Here is a 16,205-nt window from a genome sequence, read left to right as displayed (position 1 = left end):
CGCGCCCGCCCCCCGGCGGGCCGTGTACGGCATGCGGCACGACCTTTGGAGAATACGATGACAGCTGCACCGAGTTTTGCTTTCGTGACGATGGGAAGCGGCGATTTCCTGGGTTCCACCGTGCGCGACCTGATGCTTGCCAACGCGCTGCACCGGCGCGGCTTCAAGGTCGTGGTGTACTGGATGATGGAAATCAATGCCGACCTGGCTGACCCCGGCATCGAACAACGAATCCTGTGTCACGGTACCCGTTATCATTTCGCGCGCCCGTCAGCGCTGCTGGACCGGGTGCTCGGCCGCTTGCTGTTCCTGCTGCCCAAGCGGGTCCGGGTGCGCTCGGTACAGGGGCGCAGCGGCTATGTCGACCGCCTGCTGGGCAATCTGGTCAATTCGCTGTACGGCAGTTCCGAGGGTGATCCTGCGCTGGCGCGGCGCCTGCGCGACCTGCTCGCGGGCGACCAGATCACCCATCTGATGATGAGCTTCGCATCGATTGGCCCACTGGCGCTGCAGGCCAAACAAATGGGCGGGCACGACTTCGATTACTTGCTGACGTTCCAGGGCGACGAGGAGTTTGCCGCCCATGCCAGGCGGCTCGGCGTGTTCGAGCGGTTTCGTATCCTGGTCGCCGAGAGCCTGCGTGCATCGCCGTGGCCCGCCATCGTCGTCAGTGCCGATTACGCCAATCGCATCGTTGACGAGATCGAGGTGGCGCGCGCTGATATCGCGGTCGTGTACAACGGCGTCGAGCAAGCTGTGGCCGGTATTCAGCATTCGTTCGCCGCGTTGCAGGCGGTCTTTCCCGGGTTGTCGCCGCATTTTCCGATCGTTGTGTATGTCGGCCGCCAGGATGTCGAGAAAGGCGTCGACCTGCTGCTGTACGCAATGCGCATGCTGGCGCGCCGCAACGTACGGGCGCAGCTCGTCGTCTGTGGTTCGACGGCCAAGGGCATCGGCTACCGCAAGGTGCTGACCGATCTGGCCGGACACCTCGGCCTGCCGGTGTTCCAGGCCGGTTCGGTTTCGAGAGAGGTGCGCGACGCGCTGTTCGCACACAGCCACTGCGTTGTGTATCCATCGGTCAATCGCGAACCGTTCGGCATGGTGGTGGCCGAAGCGATGGCCCAGGGCGCACCGGTGCTGGTGCCGGACTATGGCGGCGTTGCCGAAGTCGTGCGCGCTGGCGACAGGATCGGCGGACTCACGTTCAAGGCCTGGGACAGCGGCGACCTGGCCGACCAGCTGGAACGGCTGCTGCTGGACCGGCAATTGCACCGGCAACTGGCGCGCCAGACGCGCAATGTGGCAGCGCGATTCAGCGTGGACAACATGGCCGCCGATGTGCTGGGGCATGTCGGCATCACCTATCCCCAGCCTGGCCGGGCCGGCGCGCACAGCGCGGCGACGGCGGCGACCGTCTAGCCGGTGCGGAGGTATCCCGTGCCGACAATCGACATCCGCACCCCGATCCGCGCGATATGGGAAGAGTTCTGGCATGCCGGCATCCACGATACGGCCGTCATCATGGAACAGATGCTGTACCTGATGTTCCTGCGCCGCCTCGACGACGTCCAGGCGCGCTCCGCAGCGCTGCATGACGCGCGCGGCGGCCCGTGCTGGAGTCCGTCCCCTGCGCACGACCAGCAGATGCGCTGGTCCAGCTTCAAGGATCTCGCCGGGCCGGAGATGCTCGCCCTGTTCGCCGATCACGTGTTTCCCCGTCTGCGCTGCCTGGGCGGCCCCGGTTCCGCTTATGCCCAGATCATGAAGGGTGCGCGCCTCGAGATTCCCACGGCTGCCGCGCTGGCGCGGGTGGTGCGCTTGATCGAGGCACTGCCGCGTCCGATCGACGAAGAACGCACCTGCCCGGCCTACGACTGTCTGGCTGCCGGGCTGGCCCGGCTTGGCCATCGCCGCCGCTACCACACGCCGCGCCATATCGTGCGGCTGATGGTCGATTTCGTTGCGCCGGGTCCGGCGGATATCGTCTGCAGTCCGGGGGGCGGCGCCTGTGATTTCCTGGTTGCAGCCAGCGAGTACCTGTTGCAACGCCATCCCGGCCTGCTGGACGACCTTGACGACCGGAACCATTTTCACCATCGGATGTTCCACGCCCATGACGCCGACCGCGCCCTGCTGCGCATCGGTTGCATGAGCATGGCGCTGCACGGCGTGATCAATCCGGAGATCCGCTATACCAGCAATGTCGCGCCTGACACGGAACGCGCAGAAGGGCGCTATACGGTCCTGCTGGCCCATCCGTCGACGTCTCACCTGCCTGTCACCGCCAGTCCGTCCAGCATCGTACAGGCCGAAATACGCATGGTTGCCCGGTGTCTGAGCCTGCTGAAACGCGGCGGACGCGCCGCCGTCGTCGTGCCCCGCCATATCCTGACAGGCACGTCGGCGTCCCATCTGGCGCTGCGCCGCAGCCTGATGGAGGAGCAGCAGGTGGATGGGGTCATCGGCGTTACCTGTGGTTTTTCACCTGCTTGTCCCGCCGCACCAACAGCCATCCTCTTGTTTACGCGCACCGATTGCGGCGGCCCCGAATACGTCCGTTTCCACGGCGCGCCGCAGCATGTCCTGAACGTCATGCACGATTGGCAGGGCGGCGGCGCTGGCGGCGCGTCCGATGCAGAACGAACGGCAGGGACCCTGGTGCACAAACGGCATCTGGGAGGTGCGGGCAATTTTCTGGCGTCTGGACGGCACGCCGGGCAATGCCATCCAACGTCTTGCATCAGAGGGACATCGCCTCACGACATGGCGGTGGCGCAGGACTGCGTACGATTTTCTTCTTGAAATGGCGGAACGCGATGCGCAGGATGCGGTGGACGGCGATAGGATGGTTCGCATTGCTGGCAGGTGTGGTGCTGGCGGCTGCGCTGGCCAGCGCCTGGCATGGCGCGGGACTGCTGCCGGGACTCGGCGAATTCAGGGGCATCGTCATCGCCGGCGCAGCGATGTTCATTACCTACCTGTATGCGATCGCGGCGCTGCGAGCCCTGCTGGCCCTCGCGCCGCTGCATGCGGGGGTCATCGAAGCCGGATCGTGCCAGGAGTTCCGGTACCAGGTGTACATCCTGTCCTATCTGTTTTTGTTCAATTCGCTGCTCCATTGCCGTCTGATCCCGATTCCGCTGATGCGCCAGGTCTATCTGGCGCTTGGCGCGCGCATGGGAGCCAATACACATTGCGCGGGCATCATGTTCGACCCCATGTTCGTGACGGTCGGGGCCAACAGCCTGTTGGGGGAGGCTACACTGCTGATACCGCATGTGATCGAAGGGACGACGCTGGCGCACTATCCGATTGCAATCGGAAACGATGTCACGATTGGCGCACGCGCACTGCTGCTGGCCGGCGTCACAGTCGGCGATGGTGCAATCATCGGGGCCAATGCGGTCGTCCTGAAGGGCGAGCGGATTGGCCCCGGTGAGGTATGGGGCGGCATCCCCGCGCGGTTGCTGGGCCGGGTGCGTAACGGCGGCGTCCCTACGCCAGCCGCACCAGCAACGCTTCGAGCTGCTGCGCATCATACGGCTTGGCCAGAATCGCATCCGCGACGCTGGATGCCTGACTGGCCCCGCTGGCAAACGCGATGCGCGCCTGCGGCAGGCGCGCCTTGACCTTCAGGGCCAGTTCATCGCCTTGCATCTTCGGCAGGTGCAGGTCGGTCAGTACGATGTCGGGCGCCTGGTGCAGCAAGTCCAGCGCGGCTTCGGCGTCGGCCGCTTCCAATACCTCGTACCCCAGAAAGCGCATCAGTTCGGCCGTGTTCTCGCGGATGGCGTCGTCGTCTTCCACCAGCAGTACGCGTGCCTTTGCCGCCACCGGCGTCGGCACAGTGGCCGGCAGACTCGCCGCCAGCAGCGCATTCTTCTGCTGCTGGTTCGACAGCACATGCCGCACCTTGCGCGCCAGGTTGTCGCGTGTGTACGGCTTGCCGAGCAGTTCGACGCCGGCATCGAGCCGGCCGCCGTGCACGATCGCGTTCTCGGTATAGCCCGACGTGAACAGCACCGCCACGTTCGGCAAGCGCTCGCGCGTCTTTCTGGCCAGTTCGGGGCTGCGCAGCGGCCCGGGCATCACGACGTCGGTAAACAGCAGGTCGATGTGGATGCCACTGTCGACCACCGTCAGCGCCGCACTGGCGTCGTTGGCGCGCAGCACGCGATAACCCAGGTCGGTCAGCATGTCGACCACCGTCAGGCGCACCTGCTCGTCGTCCTCGACCACCAGTACCGTCTCGTGTCCGCCGGTGACCGGTTGCAGCAGCGGCTCGCCCGCATGATCCTCGACCTGCAGGGAGCGGGGCAAGTAGATCTTGATCGTGGTGCCTTCATCGACCTCGCTGTAGATCTTGACGTGGCCGCCCGATTGCTTGACCAGGCCATACACCATCGACAGGCCCAGGCCCGTGCCTTTGCCTTCGGGCTTGGTCGAGAAGAACGGCTCGAAGGCCTGGTCGATGACGTCCTGCGGCATGCCGCTGCCGGTGTCGCTCACGGCCAGCATCACGTACTGGCCGGGCGTGACCTCCGGGTGTGCCAGGCAATAGGTGGCGTCCAGCGCCGCGTTGGCCACTTCGAGCGTCAGGCGCCCGGCGCCCTCCATCGCATCGCGCGCGTTGATCGCCAGGTTCAGGATCGCGTTCTCGAGTTGCGCCGGGTCGACCTCGGTGGTCCACAGGCCGCCCGAGATCACCATCTCGATGTCGATCTCTTCGCCCAGCGCGCGCCGCATCATGTCGTCCATATTGCCCAGCAGGCGGCCGATCTTGACTGCCTTGGGTTCGAGCGGCTGGCGCCGCGCGAACGACAGCAGGGAGCTGGCCAGCTTGGCGCCCCGTTCGACGCCGCTCATCGCGTTCTGGACACGCTTCTGGATCTCGGGCAGGCCGTCGGCGCGGCGTGCGATGAGTTGCAGGTTGCCGCCGATGACCTGCAGCAGGTTGTTGAAGTCGTGCGCCACGCCGCCGGTGAGCTTGCCGATCGTTTCCATCTTCTGCGACTGCTGCAGCGCCGCCTCGGTGCGGCGCATGACGTCCATTTGCGCCAGGTCGGCGCTGATGTCGCGGCCCACGGCGTGCACGTACTGCAGGTCGGGCGACGCGGTCCACGACAGGTTGCACCATGAACCGTTCTTGCGCTGCCAGCGGTTCTCGAAGCGGTACACCTGGCCCCCGGCGCGCAGCGCCTCCATCTGCTGCGCCGTCACGGCGCGGTCGTCGGGGTGCACGAGCGCCAGCATCGGCGTGCCCAGCACCTCGGCCTCGGTCCAGCCGAGGATGGCCGTGAAGGCCGGATTGACGGCGAACAGCGTGGCATGCAGGTCGGCCACTAGCATGATGTCCTTCGACAGGCGCCACATGCGGTCACGTTCGGCGGTGCGGCGTTCGACCCGTTCTTCCAGACTCGCATTGGACAGGGCCAGCGCGTCGGACGCGCGCTTCTGGTCTTCAATGTCGATGCTGCTGCCGATCCAGAGCGACGCTTCGCCAGCCTCGCCAGGCGAGCGGTGGGCACGCACCAGATGCCAGCGGTACTGGCCGTCGTGGCGCCGCAGGCGGATTTCGGCGTCGATCGGCGCGCCCGTCGCCACGCTGGCCTGCCACACGGCGCGGTAGCGTTCCATGTCGTCCGGATGCACGATCGCCTTCCAGCCCAGGCCCAGCGCCGCGTCGGGCGACGCGCTGCAGCCGGCGTATTCGCGTACGCGGTCGTTGATCCATTCAACGCTGGCGTCGTCATGCGCGGCCCACACATGGTTCGGCATCGCCTGGGCGAAGGTACGAAAGCGCGCCTCGCTCGCGCGCAGCGCACGCTCGGCGTGGACGCGCTCGGTGACGTCGTTGCCGAGCACGAAGGTGGCGAACACGGCGCCATCGGCGTCGCGCAGCGGCTGCAGCACGACGTCGATGAAGGTGCTGCTCGGCCCGTCCTGGCCGGGATTGTTCAGCACCAGTTCGACACCTTCGGCGCGAAACGCCGTGCCATCGGCAAAACTGCGGTCGAGCTGTTCCACGAGGCCGTGCGCGGCCAGTTCGGGCAGGGCTTGCGCCACCGGCATGCCGAGCAGGGGGCGCCTGCCGGTCAGCGCGCGGTAAGCGTCGTTGGCCAGCGCGTAGTGGTGTTCCGGGCCGTCGAGCAGGCAGATGAAGCCCGGCGCCTGCTCGAACATCGTGTGCAGGCGCGCGCGCTCAGCCTGGATGTGGCGTTCGGCCTTGACCTTGCTGGAGGTCTCGACCACCACCGCCATGACGCCGGCAATCACGCCATCCTGGTCGCGGATCGGCGAATAGTCGAGGTTCATCCAGACCTGCTCGGGCGCGCCGCTGCGGTGTAGCGTGAGTTCCTGGTCCTGGTAGCTGAGCGTGCCGCCTGCCAGGCCGACGCGCATCACGTTGTCATTGAATTCGGCCACTTCGGGCCAGCCTTCGCGTACTTTCGAGCCCAGCAGCATTGGGTGGCGCCCGCCCGCGAACACCCGGTAGGCGTCGTTGTAGATCATGTAGCCGTCCGCGCCCCACAGCGTGACGATGGGCGTCGGCGTGGCCATGATCAGCGCAACGGTCGTCTTGAGCACTGTTGGCCAGGCGTCGATCGGGCCGAGATCGGTGCTTTGCCAGGGGTAGGCCAGGACCAAACGCGAGGTTTCGTCGATTTCGGGCAGGAAGGGCAGGCTGGCTGGCATCGTGGGTAGAATGCTAAAAAAGGACGCTGGTATTTTACACTTCTACTGCCGAGCAGTGCCGCGTCATTACTTTTAAGAAATATTTCAGGAGCTGCGTCATGTGCGTGAATTACCATCCCCCGACGCCCGAGATGTTCAACGGCCGCATTGGTGCGTTCAGCCAGTTGCCGCACGACTGGCAGTGGCCCGAAGAAACATGGAAGGATTACGATGCGCCGATCCTGTGCGCCGCGCCCGGGCTGGCGCCGCAGGCGCGCGTGGCGAGCTATGGCATGGTCCCGCGCCGCCATATCCCGCCCGACGTGAAACCGTTCGACACGATGAATGCGCGCGCCGAATCACTCGTCGCCCGCCGGTCGTTTGCGTCGGCCTGGCGCCGCCTGCAACTGTGCGCAGTGCCGATGCTGTGGTTTTACGAACCCTGCTACGAGAGCGGCCGCGCCGAACGCACGGCGATCGGCATGCGCGACAAGTCGCTCTTCTGGGTGGCGGGGCTATGGCGCGAATGGCAGGAAGCCGACGGCAGCATGACCAGTGCCTTCACGCAGATCACGATCAACGCCGACACGCATCCCTTGATGCGCCGCATGCACCGGCCGGGCGACGAAAAGCGCTCGCTGGTGCTGCTGGGCGACGACGAGGTGCGCGACTGGCTGGGCAGCCGCGACCTCGATGTGGCGCACAGCTTCCTGCGCCATTTCCCGGCCGAGGCGATGACGGCGTGGCCGGCACCGCTGGCGCCCAGGCGCGCAGCAGCGCCGACCGCAGCGCCGGTGCCTGTCAATGGCGAGTTGTTCTGATCAGCGCAGCAGGCAAGGGCGCTTGTTGTCGAACTTCCAGTCGCGGATCAGGTATTGCATCGCCACCGCATCGTCGCGTGCGCCCAGGCCCAGATTCTTGTAGGCCTGGTGCGCTGTCTCGAGCTTGTCGGCATCCAGTTCGATGCCGAGTCCTGGACGCGCCGGCACCTGGACCATCCCGCCTTCGATGCGCAGCGGTTCTTTGGTCAGGTGCTGGCCATCCTGCCAGATCCAGTGGGTGTCGATGGCCGTGACGCGCCCCGGCGCGGCGGCGCCCACGTGCGTGAACATGGCCAGCGAAATATCGAAATGGTTGTTCGAGTGCGAGCCCCAGGTCAGGCCGAACATCTCGCACAACTGGGCCACCCGCACCGAGCCCTGCATGGTCCAGAAGTGCGGGTCGGCCAGAGGGATGTCGACCGACTGCAGCTGGATCGCATGGGCCATCTGGCGCCAGTCGGTCGCGATCATGTTGGTGGCCGTGCGCAGGCCCGTGGCGCGGCGAAACTCGGCCATCACTTCGCGGCCCGAGTACCCGTTCTCGGCGCCGCACGGGTCCTCCGCATAGGCCAGGATGTCGTGCTTGTCGCGGCAGACGCGGATGGCGTCGGCCAGCAGCCAGCCGCCATTCGGGTCGAGCGTCACGCGCGCCTGCGGGAAGCGCTCATGCAGCGCGACGATGGCTTCCATCTCTTCATCGGCGCCCAGCACGCCGCCCTTGAGCTTGAAGTCATTGAAGCCGTAGCGCTCGCGCGCCGCTTCGGCCAGGCGCACGATGGCTTCCGGCGTGAGCGCCTGCTCGTTGCGCAGGCGCAGCCAGGGGTCAAGCGCATCGGCCTCGCTGCGGTAGCCCAGCGGTGTCTTGCCGCTGTCGCCCACGTAGAACAGGTAGCCGAGCATCTCGACCGCCGTGCGCTGCTGGCCTTCACCCAGCAGCGCCGCCACCGGCACGCCCATGAACTGGCCGAGCAGGTCGAGCATCGCCGATTCGACGGCCGTGACGGCGTGAATGGTCGTGCGCAGGTCGAACGTCTGCAGGCCGCGGCCGCCCAGGTCGCGGTCGGCAAACGCGCTGCGCATCGCGTTCAGCACCTTGTTGTAGTCGCCCAGCGTGGCGCCGATGACGAACGGGCCGGCATCCTCGATGGTCTGGCGGATCTTTTCGCCGCCGGGCACTTCGCCCAGGCCGGTATTGCCGGCGCTGTCGGTCAGGATCACGATATTGCGGGTGAACCAGGGGCCGTGCGCGCCGCTCAGGTTCAGGAGCATGCTGTCCTGGCCCGCGACGGGGACGACGCGCAGGCTGGTGATGACGGGGGCATTTGCCGAAGTAGGGGACATGATGGGCTGCTTGAAAATAAATGTTGAACGAATCTGGCGTCAGTCCAGCGTGATCTTGCCGTTGATGATCACTTCGCGCCAGCGCGCCAGCTCCTGCGCCTGGAACCTGGCGAATTGCTCGGGCGTCGAGGCCACGACCTCGAAACCCTGTTCGGTCAGTTTGGCCGCAATCTGCGGATCGTGCAGTGCGCCCGTGATCGTCGTGTGCAGCGTGGCCTTGACATCCTTCGGCAAGCCTTTTGGTGCCGCGATGCCTTGCCACGAATAGACGTCGACTTCCTTGACGCCGGCTTCGCCCAGCGTCGGCACGTTCGGCAGCACCGCCGAGCGCTTGCTGCCCGTGACGGCCAGCGCCTTGAGCTTGCCCGCCTTGATGTGGCTGAGCACGACGTTGATGTTCTGGAAGGACGCGTTGGCGTGGCCGCCCAGCAGGTCGGTGATCGCCGGTGCGCCGCCCTTGTACGGAACGTGCAGGCCCGAGGTGCCGGTCTTTTGCCAGAACAGCGCCGTCGTCAGGTGGTCCGAGCTGCCGGCGCCGGACGTGGCGAACGTGATCTTGTCCGGATTTTTCTTCAGGTAAGCGACGAAGTCCGCGACCGTGTTGGCCGGCACCGTGGCATTCGTCACCAGCACGTTCGGCGCCTGCACGGCCACGGTCAGCAAGTCGAAGTCTTTCGACGGATCGTAGGGCAGCGTCTTTTGCAGCAGCGGGTTGACCGAATACACGCCGATGGAGGCGACCATCAGCGTGTAGCCATCGGGCGCTGCGCGCTTGACGTAGCCGCCGCCCAGCGCGCCGGTGGCGCCCGGACGGTTGTCGACCACCCACGGCTGGCCCAGTTTGGCGCTGACCTTCGGACCGATGGCGCGCGCGATGGCGTCGGTGGAGCCGCCCGCCGGGAACGGCACGACGACATTGATCGCCTTGTCGGGAAAACCTGCTGCCTGCACGCTGCCCGCGATTGCCAGTCCGATGAACAGGGATGAAACCTTGGTACGGATCGTCATTGTGTCTCCTCGTTATTGTGGTGTCAGAACTCAGAAGCTGTGGCGCACGCCCAGGTTGTACGCGGTGTCGCCGCTGCCCGATTCGGTATTGTTCGCCACCGTGTAGCCGGCGCCATTGCGGTTGTCGACGTGGCCGTAGGCGGCGTAAAGGCCGGTGCGCTTCGACAGCGCGTACAGGTAACCGATGCCCCAGGCATTGGCGTCCTGGTTGAAACGGGTGCGATCATCCTTGTGCAGGACCGACGCCAGCAGCGTGCCGCCCATGACCGGGGCCGAGATGCCGAGCAGGTAGCTGCGCCCATCAAGCGATGGTGTCGGCCGCGTCCCGCCGTACGGATTGTTGGGGTTGATCAGCGGCGCGGCATTGTCGCCCTTGTCGCTGCTGATCCCCGAGTGCAGCTTGATCCAGCCGGCGTTGTAGGAAGCCGCGAGCAGGATGTTGCGGCCGATCGACCGGTCAACAGCGGGCGTGGCGCCGTTAGCGGCGACATCGGTATTCTTGTTGTTGTACACGAGGCGTACGGCCAGCGGGCCGGCCGCGTAGCCAATCGCGCCGCCGAACTGGCGCCCCGCGGCCGAGCGGCTTTGCTCGCCCACGCTGTACGCCAGTTCACCGTCGAAGCCGTTCTTCTTCGGCGTGGCGTAAGTGATCGTGTTGCTGGTGCGGATATTGGTCCCGTTGTGGGGAAACAGGCTCTTGGCGCTGCCCGCATAGCCGGTGTTGAACGGGTCGACGATCGAGACCATCGCCGTGTGATACGGCGTGTACTGGCGCCCGAGGGCCACCGAGCCGAACCTGGTGCGCAAGCCGACGTAAGCCTGGCGATTGAAGATGGTGCCGGCAGCATCGATTTCGCCGGTGTCGATCTTGGTGCCGCCTTCGAGCGTGAAGAAGGCGGCCATGCCGTCGCCCAGCTCCTCCACGCCGCGCAGGCCGAAGCGCGAGGCGGCAGCGGCGCCGCTGGTGACCTTGGTGACGCGGCCGGCGGTGCCGCCATCCTCGACGACGATGGCGGCGTCCACCAGGCCATAGAACGCGACCGATGTTTGGGCATGGGCCGTGCCGGCGCCGAGTAACAGGACAAGCGCTGCTGCTGTTTTCAAGACTGTCTCCTTTGTTATGTGGTCGGACCTTATGTGATCCGTACGCAGCCTTCAGCAGTCACATGCCTGGGGCTGGGTCCATCATAGAGCGGAGATCAATGCCGAATCAATCCAAAGGCTGTCGCCACCAATACAGGAATTGAATCAATGCCGCGGTCAGGCAGGGTGGAACGGCGCCAGTACCTGCTGCTTGAGCAGTGCGAGGACAGGATTGTCATTGTCGCGCCGGTACGTGGCCACCAGGTGCACCGGGTCGGTGGCCACCTTGCGCAGGACGATGCCTTCGAACTTCAGCCGCGCCGCGCCTTCCGCGATCAGGGCCGCGCCCATGCCGGCGCCGACGAGGGCCAGCATCGTGTGCACCTGGCCGATGTGCTCGACGATGTCGGGCACCACGCCGGCCCTGGCGAACCGTTCGCTCAGCATCTGATAGAACGGCCGCGCCTCGTAGGGGGAGTACATGACGAACGGCTTGCCGTGAAAGCACGCCAGCGTCGGGGCCTCGGGCCACAAGTGGGCGTCGCTTTCCTGGATGGCCAGCATCAGCGATTCGGTCACCATCAGGATGCTTTCCAGTTCGCTGTTGATGGTGTGGGGGCGCATCAGGCCAAGGTCGATTTCGCCGGCGTTCAGCGCTTCGACCTGCGCGGTGCTGACCAGCTCCTTGAGATTGAGGGCGACCTGGGGACAGGCCTGACGGATGCCGCGCACGACGGCCGGCAGCAGGCTGTAACCCGATGCGGCGCTGAAGCCGATCGTCAGCGAACCCTGTTCGCCGCTGGCGGTACGGCGCGCCTTGACCGCGGCTTCCTGCGCCAGGCGCAGGATCCGTGTCGCCTCGGGCAGGAAAGCCGCGCCGGCGGCGGTCAGCGTGACGGAGCGGCTGGTGCGCTCGAGCAGGGCCACGCCCACGCTGTGTTCGAGCAGGCGGATCTGACGGCTCAGGGGCGGCTGCGTCATGTTCAGGCGCTCGGCCGCGCGGCTGAAGTGCAGTTCCTCGGCGACCGCGACGAAGCAGCGCAGCTGGCTGATTTCAAACAAGGGTTACCTCTTCACCAGGATACGGCGGGTCGCCGGGCGAATAGTGTAACCGGTGGACGATGGATCAAGCCCCGCGGGTTACAAGCCGATGTACTCTCGGTGGAAACGGCTGCCCAGGCGCGTGAGCACCTCGTACCCGATCGTGCCGGCCTGCGCCGCCACATCGTCCACCGTCTGCTGCGCGCACAGCAGGTCGACGCTCTGGCCCGGCGCAATGCGCTCGTCCGGAACGCCAGTCACGTCGAGCGTGATGCTGTCCATCGATACGGTGCCGACGAAGGGCACGGCAACGCCGTCGACGTACGCGTACGAGCGGCCGCTCAGCGCGCGCAGCCAGCCGTCGGCGTAGCCGATGGCGATCGTGGCGATGCGGCGCGGGCCGGGCGCCACGTAGCGCGCGCCGTAGCCGACGATGTCGCCCGCGTCGATGCTGCGCAGCTGCACCACGCGCGCAGCGAGCGACACCGCCTGCGCCAGCGGATTGACGCCGCCCGGCTGCGGGTGGATGCCGTACAGCGCCGCGCCCGGGCGCAGCAGGTCGTGATGAAAGGCCGGGCCGAGGAACACGCCCGACGAATTGGCCAGGCTGCCCGGCACGCCGGGAAACAGCGCGCGCACAGTGTCAAAACGCTCGCACTGGCGCGCATTGAGCGGGTGCTGCGCTTCGTCGGCGCAGGCCAGGTGGCTCATGACCAGTTGCGGCTGCAGGCCATCCAGCCAGGCCGGGTCCTGGCGCAGGCGGTCGACATCTGCGCCGGCCAGGCCCATGCGCGCCATGCCCGTGTCGAACTGCAGCGCGGCCGGCAGCACGCGGCCGGTTTCCCGCGCCAGTGCGCGCCACTCTTCGAGCTGGCCCGGATCGTTCAGCACCGGCACCAGGTCGTGCGCCAGGCAATCGCGCGCTGCGCCCGGCATCGCGCCGTGCATCACATAGATGGTGGTCCCGGCCGGCAGCAGCGTCCGCAGGCGGATGCCTTCGTCCAGGTGCGCCGTGAAGAACGTGCGGCAGCCTTCGGCCACCAGCGCAGCCGCCACCGGCGCCATGCCCAGGCCATACGCATCGGCCTTGAGGACGGCGCCGCATTCGACGCCGCCGCCAAGGCGACGCAGATGGCGGTAATTGGCCCGCACCGCGTGCAGGTCGACGGTGAGATACGCGCCAGCGCGCGTTGCGGAAGGCATCGCTTCAGTTCCGCGCCAGTTCGGCGTCAGGTGAAACGTCGCGTGCGCCGGCATAGCGGAACACGGCCAGGTCGTCGGCGCGGATCGCCGGCGTCTTGCCGCCAACCAGATCGGCGATGACGGTCGCCGAACCGGCCGCCATGGTCCAGCCCAGCGTGCCGTGGCCCGTGTTGAGGAACAGGTTGCGCAGCGGCGTGGGACCGACGATCGGCGTGCTGTCCGGCGTCATGGGGCGCAGGCCGGTCCAGAAGCTCGCCTGCGCGGTATCTCCCGCGCCGGGGAACAGGTCGTTGACCACCAGCTCGAGCGTTTCGCGGCGGCGCGGATTGAGCTCCAGATTAAAGCCCGACAGCTCGGCCATGCCGCCCACGCGGATGCGATCATCAAAGCGCGTCACGGCGATCTTGTAGGTTTCGTCGAGGATCGTCGAGACGGGCGCGCGCGCCGCGTCGATGATCGGCACGGTCAGCGAATACCCCTTCATCGGGTACACCGGCACCGGGAACCAGCGCTGCAACAGGGCGCGCGTGTGGCTGCCCGTGGCCAGCACATAGCGGTCGGCCGTCAATACGCCCTTGTCGGTGACAATGCCGGCGATCTCGCCGCCGGCTTGTTCCAGACGCCGTACCTTGGTGTCAAATTCGAAGCGCACACCCAGGTCGCGCGCCATCGCGGTCAGGCGGGTGGTAAACAGCTGGCAGTCGCCTGTTTCATCGTTCGGCAGGCGCAGGCCGCCGACCAGCTTGTGGGCGACATTGGCCAGCGCCGGTTCGGCCGCCGCCAGTTGCGCGCCTTGCAGCACTTCGTATGCCACGCCGGCGTCGCGCAGCACGTTGATGTCCTTGGCGGCGCTGTCGAACTGCTGCTGCGTGCGAAACAGCTGCACGGTGCCTTGCTGGCGGCCTTCGTAGGCGATGCCGGTGTCGCGCCGCAGCTGGCGCATGCAATCGCGGCTGTATTCGGCCAGGCGCACCATGCGCTCCTTGTTGACGGCGTAGCGCGCCGGGTCGCAGTTGCGGTACATCTCCCACATCCACTGCAGCTGGAACAGCGTGCCGTCGGGCTTGATCGACAGCGGCGCGTGGCGCTGGAACAGCCATTTGGCGGCTTTCAGCGGGATCCCGGGCGCGGCCCAGGGCGACGCGTAGCCGGGCGAAATCTGGCCGGCATTGGCGAAACTGGTTTCGAGGGCGGGACCGGGCTGGCGGTCGATCACGGTGACCTCATGCCCGGCCAGGGCCAGGTAATACGCGGTGGTGACGCCGACCACGCCGCTGCCCAATACGATGACACGCATAATTTCCTCGAAAAGAATCAGGATTTGGTAAAGCTTGCCATCGTACCGCCAGAAGGCTGATAATTGTTTCTGTTAATACGGCAGTTTTCAGCAAAAATTACGGAGTTTGCCCATGCGCGTACAAAAGGCCTCGAACCGCATCCTCGACCGCATCGACCTGCATATCCTGTCGGTGCTGCAGCAGGATGCGCGGATTGTCATGAAAGATCTGGCCGAGCAGGTCGGGCTGTCGCTGACGCCCTGCATCGAGCGCGTCAAGCGCATGGAGCGCGACGGCGTGATCATGGGCTACTACGCGCGCGTCAATCCGCAGGCGCTGGGCATGCAGATCCTGGTATTCGTCGAGATCAACCTGCACCAGAAATCGGACAAGGCCTTCGAGCGCTTCCGGCGCGCGATGCTGGCTATTCCCGAGGTGCTTGAATGCCACCTCGTGTCGGGCGACTTCGATTACCTGATCAAGGCGCGCATTCCCGAGATGTCCGAGTACCGGCGACTCCTGGGCGAGATCCTGCACGTGGCCGATGCGGGCCAGTCCAAGAGCTATGTGGTGATGGAAGAACTGAAGGAGACGCTGGCGCTGTCGATTCCGCGCTAGCGCAGGGCAGCAGGCGACGCACCGGGTGACACTCTATACTGGTGGACCAATCTCAACCGCCCATGGAGTGCCTGTGAACACCCTGACTTCGCTGCTCGGCATCCGCCATCCGATCATCCAGGCGCCGATGGCCGGTTTCGGCACACCGCAGCTGGCAGCGGCCGTGACCGATGCCGGCGGCCTGGGTTCGCTGGCGCTGGGCGCCGGCACGGCGGCGCAGGCCGAAAGCACGATCACGGCGCTGCAGGCGATCACGAGCGGCCCGTTCAACGTCAACCTGTTCACGCACGCGCCGGCGCAGCTTGACGCGGCGCGCGAGGCGCGCTGGCTCGATCATCTTGCGCCGCACTTCGCGCGCACGGGCCAGGCGCCGCCGACGGCGCTGCGCGAAATCTACCGCAGCTTCCTGGCCGACCCCGACATGCTCGAGGTGCTGGTGCGCACACGCCCGGCCGTGGTCAGCTTTCATTTCGGCTTGCCCGGCGCGCGGCAGATCGACGCGCTGCACGCCGCCGGCTGCGTGCTGATGGCCACCGCCACCAACCCGGCCGAAGCGCGCGCCATCGAGGCGGCCGGCATCGACATCGTCGTCGCACAAGGCTACGAGGCCGGCGGGCATCGGGGCATCTTCGATCCGTCGGTGCCCGATCCGGCCCTTGGCACGTTCGCGCTGGTGCGCCTGCTGGCGCAGGCCGTGCGCATTCCGGTAATCGCTGCGGGCGGCATCATGGACGGGCAGGGGATTGCCGCCAGCCTGCGCCTGGGCGCGCACGGCGTGCAGATGGGAACGGCGTTCCTGGCTTGCCCCGAAGCCAATACATCCGCGCACCACCGCGCGCTGCTCGCGCAGCCCGATCTTGGCACGGCCGTGACGGCGACGATTTCGGGCCGGCCGGCGCGCGGCATCATCAATCGGTTCTTCAGCGAGATCGGTGCGCCCGGGCATCCGCCCGCGCCCGATTATCCGATCGCCTATGACGCCGCCAAGGCGCTGCATGCCGCGGCCAGCAGCAAGGGGCTCGCCGACTATTCGGTCAACTGGGCCGGGCAGGCGTATGCGCTGGCGCGGCCCATGCCGGCGGCGCAGCTCGTGGCGCTGCTGGTTAAAGAAATGCACGTCACCCCGGAGGCCTGA

General features: G+C 66.5%; 12 protein-coding genes and 1 pseudogene. 6 read left to right on the top strand and 7 right to left on the bottom strand.

Features of this window, described 5'->3' with window-relative positions:
• Nucleotides 1-57: 57 nt before the first annotated feature.
• The 3 genes and pseudogenes from AC1MGT_RS02475 to AC1MGT_RS02465 form a co-directional block, all read left to right on the top strand.
• On the top strand, nt 58-1,422 hold the full coding sequence (locus AC1MGT_RS02475; protein WP_499502865.1) for a glycosyltransferase family 4 protein: 1,365 nt from the start codon (nt 58-60) through the stop codon (nt 1,420-1,422).
• 18 nt (nt 1,423-1,440) lie between these two features.
• Entirely contained in the window at nt 1,441-2,805 is a 1,365-nt protein-coding gene (locus AC1MGT_RS02470; RefSeq protein WP_499502864.1) for a class I SAM-dependent DNA methyltransferase, read from the top strand.
• Nucleotides 2,724-3,404: pseudogene (locus AC1MGT_RS02465) on the top strand (acyltransferase); the annotation flags it as partial. The gene AC1MGT_RS02470 and the pseudogene AC1MGT_RS02465, both read left to right, overlap by 82 nt.
• A gap of 94 nt (nt 3,405-3,498) precedes the next feature.
• Here the strand turns inward: AC1MGT_RS02465 and AC1MGT_RS02460 are convergent.
• Nucleotides 3,499-6,699, bottom strand: a complete 3,201-nt coding sequence (locus AC1MGT_RS02460) for a hybrid sensor histidine kinase/response regulator (protein WP_499502863.1) — start codon at nt 6,697-6,699, stop codon at nt 3,499-3,501.
• A 98-nt stretch (nt 6,700-6,797) separates the two neighbouring features.
• Here AC1MGT_RS02460 and AC1MGT_RS02455 point away from each other — a divergent pair, with 98 nt between their 5' ends.
• Entirely contained in the window at nt 6,798-7,499 is a 702-nt protein-coding gene (locus AC1MGT_RS02455) for an SOS response-associated peptidase family protein (protein ID WP_499502862.1), read from the top strand.
• On the opposite strand, the gene gudD is transcribed toward AC1MGT_RS02455, so the two are convergent.
• The 6 genes from gudD to AC1MGT_RS02425 all read right to left on the bottom strand — a co-directional run bounded on the left by gudD (nt 7,500) and on the right by AC1MGT_RS02425 (nt 14,472).
• Entirely contained in the window at nt 7,500-8,840 is a 1,341-nt protein-coding gene (gene gudD / locus AC1MGT_RS02450; RefSeq protein ID WP_499502861.1) for a glucarate dehydratase, read from the bottom strand. It lies immediately after the preceding gene.
• A 39-nt stretch (nt 8,841-8,879) separates the two neighbouring features.
• The gene (locus AC1MGT_RS02445) at nt 8,880-9,848 is read right to left on the bottom strand and encodes a Bug family tripartite tricarboxylate transporter substrate binding protein (RefSeq protein ID WP_499502860.1); all 969 of its coding nucleotides are present in this window, start codon (nt 9,846-9,848) and stop codon (nt 8,880-8,882) included.
• Nucleotides 9,849-9,878: 30 nt separating this feature from the next.
• Nucleotides 9,879-10,952 (bottom strand): porin, encoded by a 1,074-nt coding sequence (locus tag AC1MGT_RS02440; RefSeq protein WP_499502859.1) that lies wholly within the window; start codon nt 10,950-10,952, stop codon nt 9,879-9,881.
• 156 nt (nt 10,953-11,108) lie between these two features.
• Nucleotides 11,109-11,993 (bottom strand): LysR substrate-binding domain-containing protein, encoded by an 885-nt coding sequence (locus AC1MGT_RS02435; protein WP_499502858.1) that lies wholly within the window; start codon nt 11,991-11,993, stop codon nt 11,109-11,111.
• A gap of 78 nt (nt 11,994-12,071) precedes the next feature.
• Nucleotides 12,072-13,175: an alanine racemase gene (alr, locus tag AC1MGT_RS02430; RefSeq protein WP_499502857.1), complete on the bottom strand. Its 1,104-nt coding sequence runs from the start codon at nt 13,173-13,175 to the stop codon at nt 12,072-12,074.
• 4 nt (nt 13,176-13,179) lie between these two features.
• Entirely contained in the window at nt 13,180-14,472 is a 1,293-nt protein-coding gene (locus AC1MGT_RS02425) for a D-amino acid dehydrogenase (protein WP_499502856.1), read from the bottom strand.
• A gap of 112 nt (nt 14,473-14,584) precedes the next feature.
• On the opposite strand from AC1MGT_RS02425, the gene AC1MGT_RS02420 reads away from it, so the two are divergent.
• Together AC1MGT_RS02420 and AC1MGT_RS02415 are read left to right on the top strand one after the other, a co-directional pair.
• A complete protein-coding gene (locus tag AC1MGT_RS02420) occupies nt 14,585-15,070 on the top strand; it encodes an Lrp/AsnC ligand binding domain-containing protein (protein ID WP_183553235.1) in 486 nt (161 codons plus the stop codon).
• Between the two features lie 73 nt (nt 15,071-15,143).
• Nucleotides 15,144-16,205 (top strand): NAD(P)H-dependent flavin oxidoreductase, encoded by a 1,062-nt coding sequence (locus AC1MGT_RS02415; protein ID WP_499502855.1) that lies wholly within the window; start codon nt 15,144-15,146, stop codon nt 16,203-16,205.

The organism is Telluria sp. BA11 (genome assembly GCF_056680305.1).
The sequence above is the reverse complement of the archived record's forward strand: the minus strand, read 5'-3'. Positions and strand labels throughout refer to the sequence as shown.

What these genes read in the sequence shown, in the direction of transcription:
- AC1MGT_RS02445 (WP_499502860.1), bottom strand. Translation starts at nt 9,848, where the DNA reads ATGACGATCCGTACCAAGGTTTCATCCCTGTTCATCGGACTGGCAATC.
- AC1MGT_RS02455 (WP_499502862.1), top strand. Translation starts at nt 6,798, where the DNA reads ATGTGCGTGAATTACCATCCCCCGACGCCCGAGATGTTCAACGGCCGC.
- AC1MGT_RS02425 (WP_499502856.1), bottom strand. Translation starts at nt 14,472, where the DNA reads ATGCGTGTCATCGTATTGGGCAGCGGCGTGGTCGGCGTCACCACCGCG.
- alr (WP_499502857.1), bottom strand. Translation starts at nt 13,175, where the DNA reads ATGCCTTCCGCAACGCGCGCTGGCGCGTATCTCACCGTCGACCTGCAC.
- AC1MGT_RS02420 (WP_183553235.1), top strand. Translation starts at nt 14,585, where the DNA reads ATGCGCGTACAAAAGGCCTCGAACCGCATCCTCGACCGCATCGACCTG.
- gudD (WP_499502861.1), bottom strand. Translation starts at nt 8,840, where the DNA reads ATGTCCCCTACTTCGGCAAATGCCCCCGTCATCACCAGCCTGCGCGTC.
- AC1MGT_RS02460 (WP_499502863.1), bottom strand. Translation starts at nt 6,699, where the DNA reads ATGCCAGCCAGCCTGCCCTTCCTGCCCGAAATCGACGAAACCTCGCGT.
- AC1MGT_RS02475 (WP_499502865.1), top strand. Translation starts at nt 58, where the DNA reads ATGACAGCTGCACCGAGTTTTGCTTTCGTGACGATGGGAAGCGGCGAT.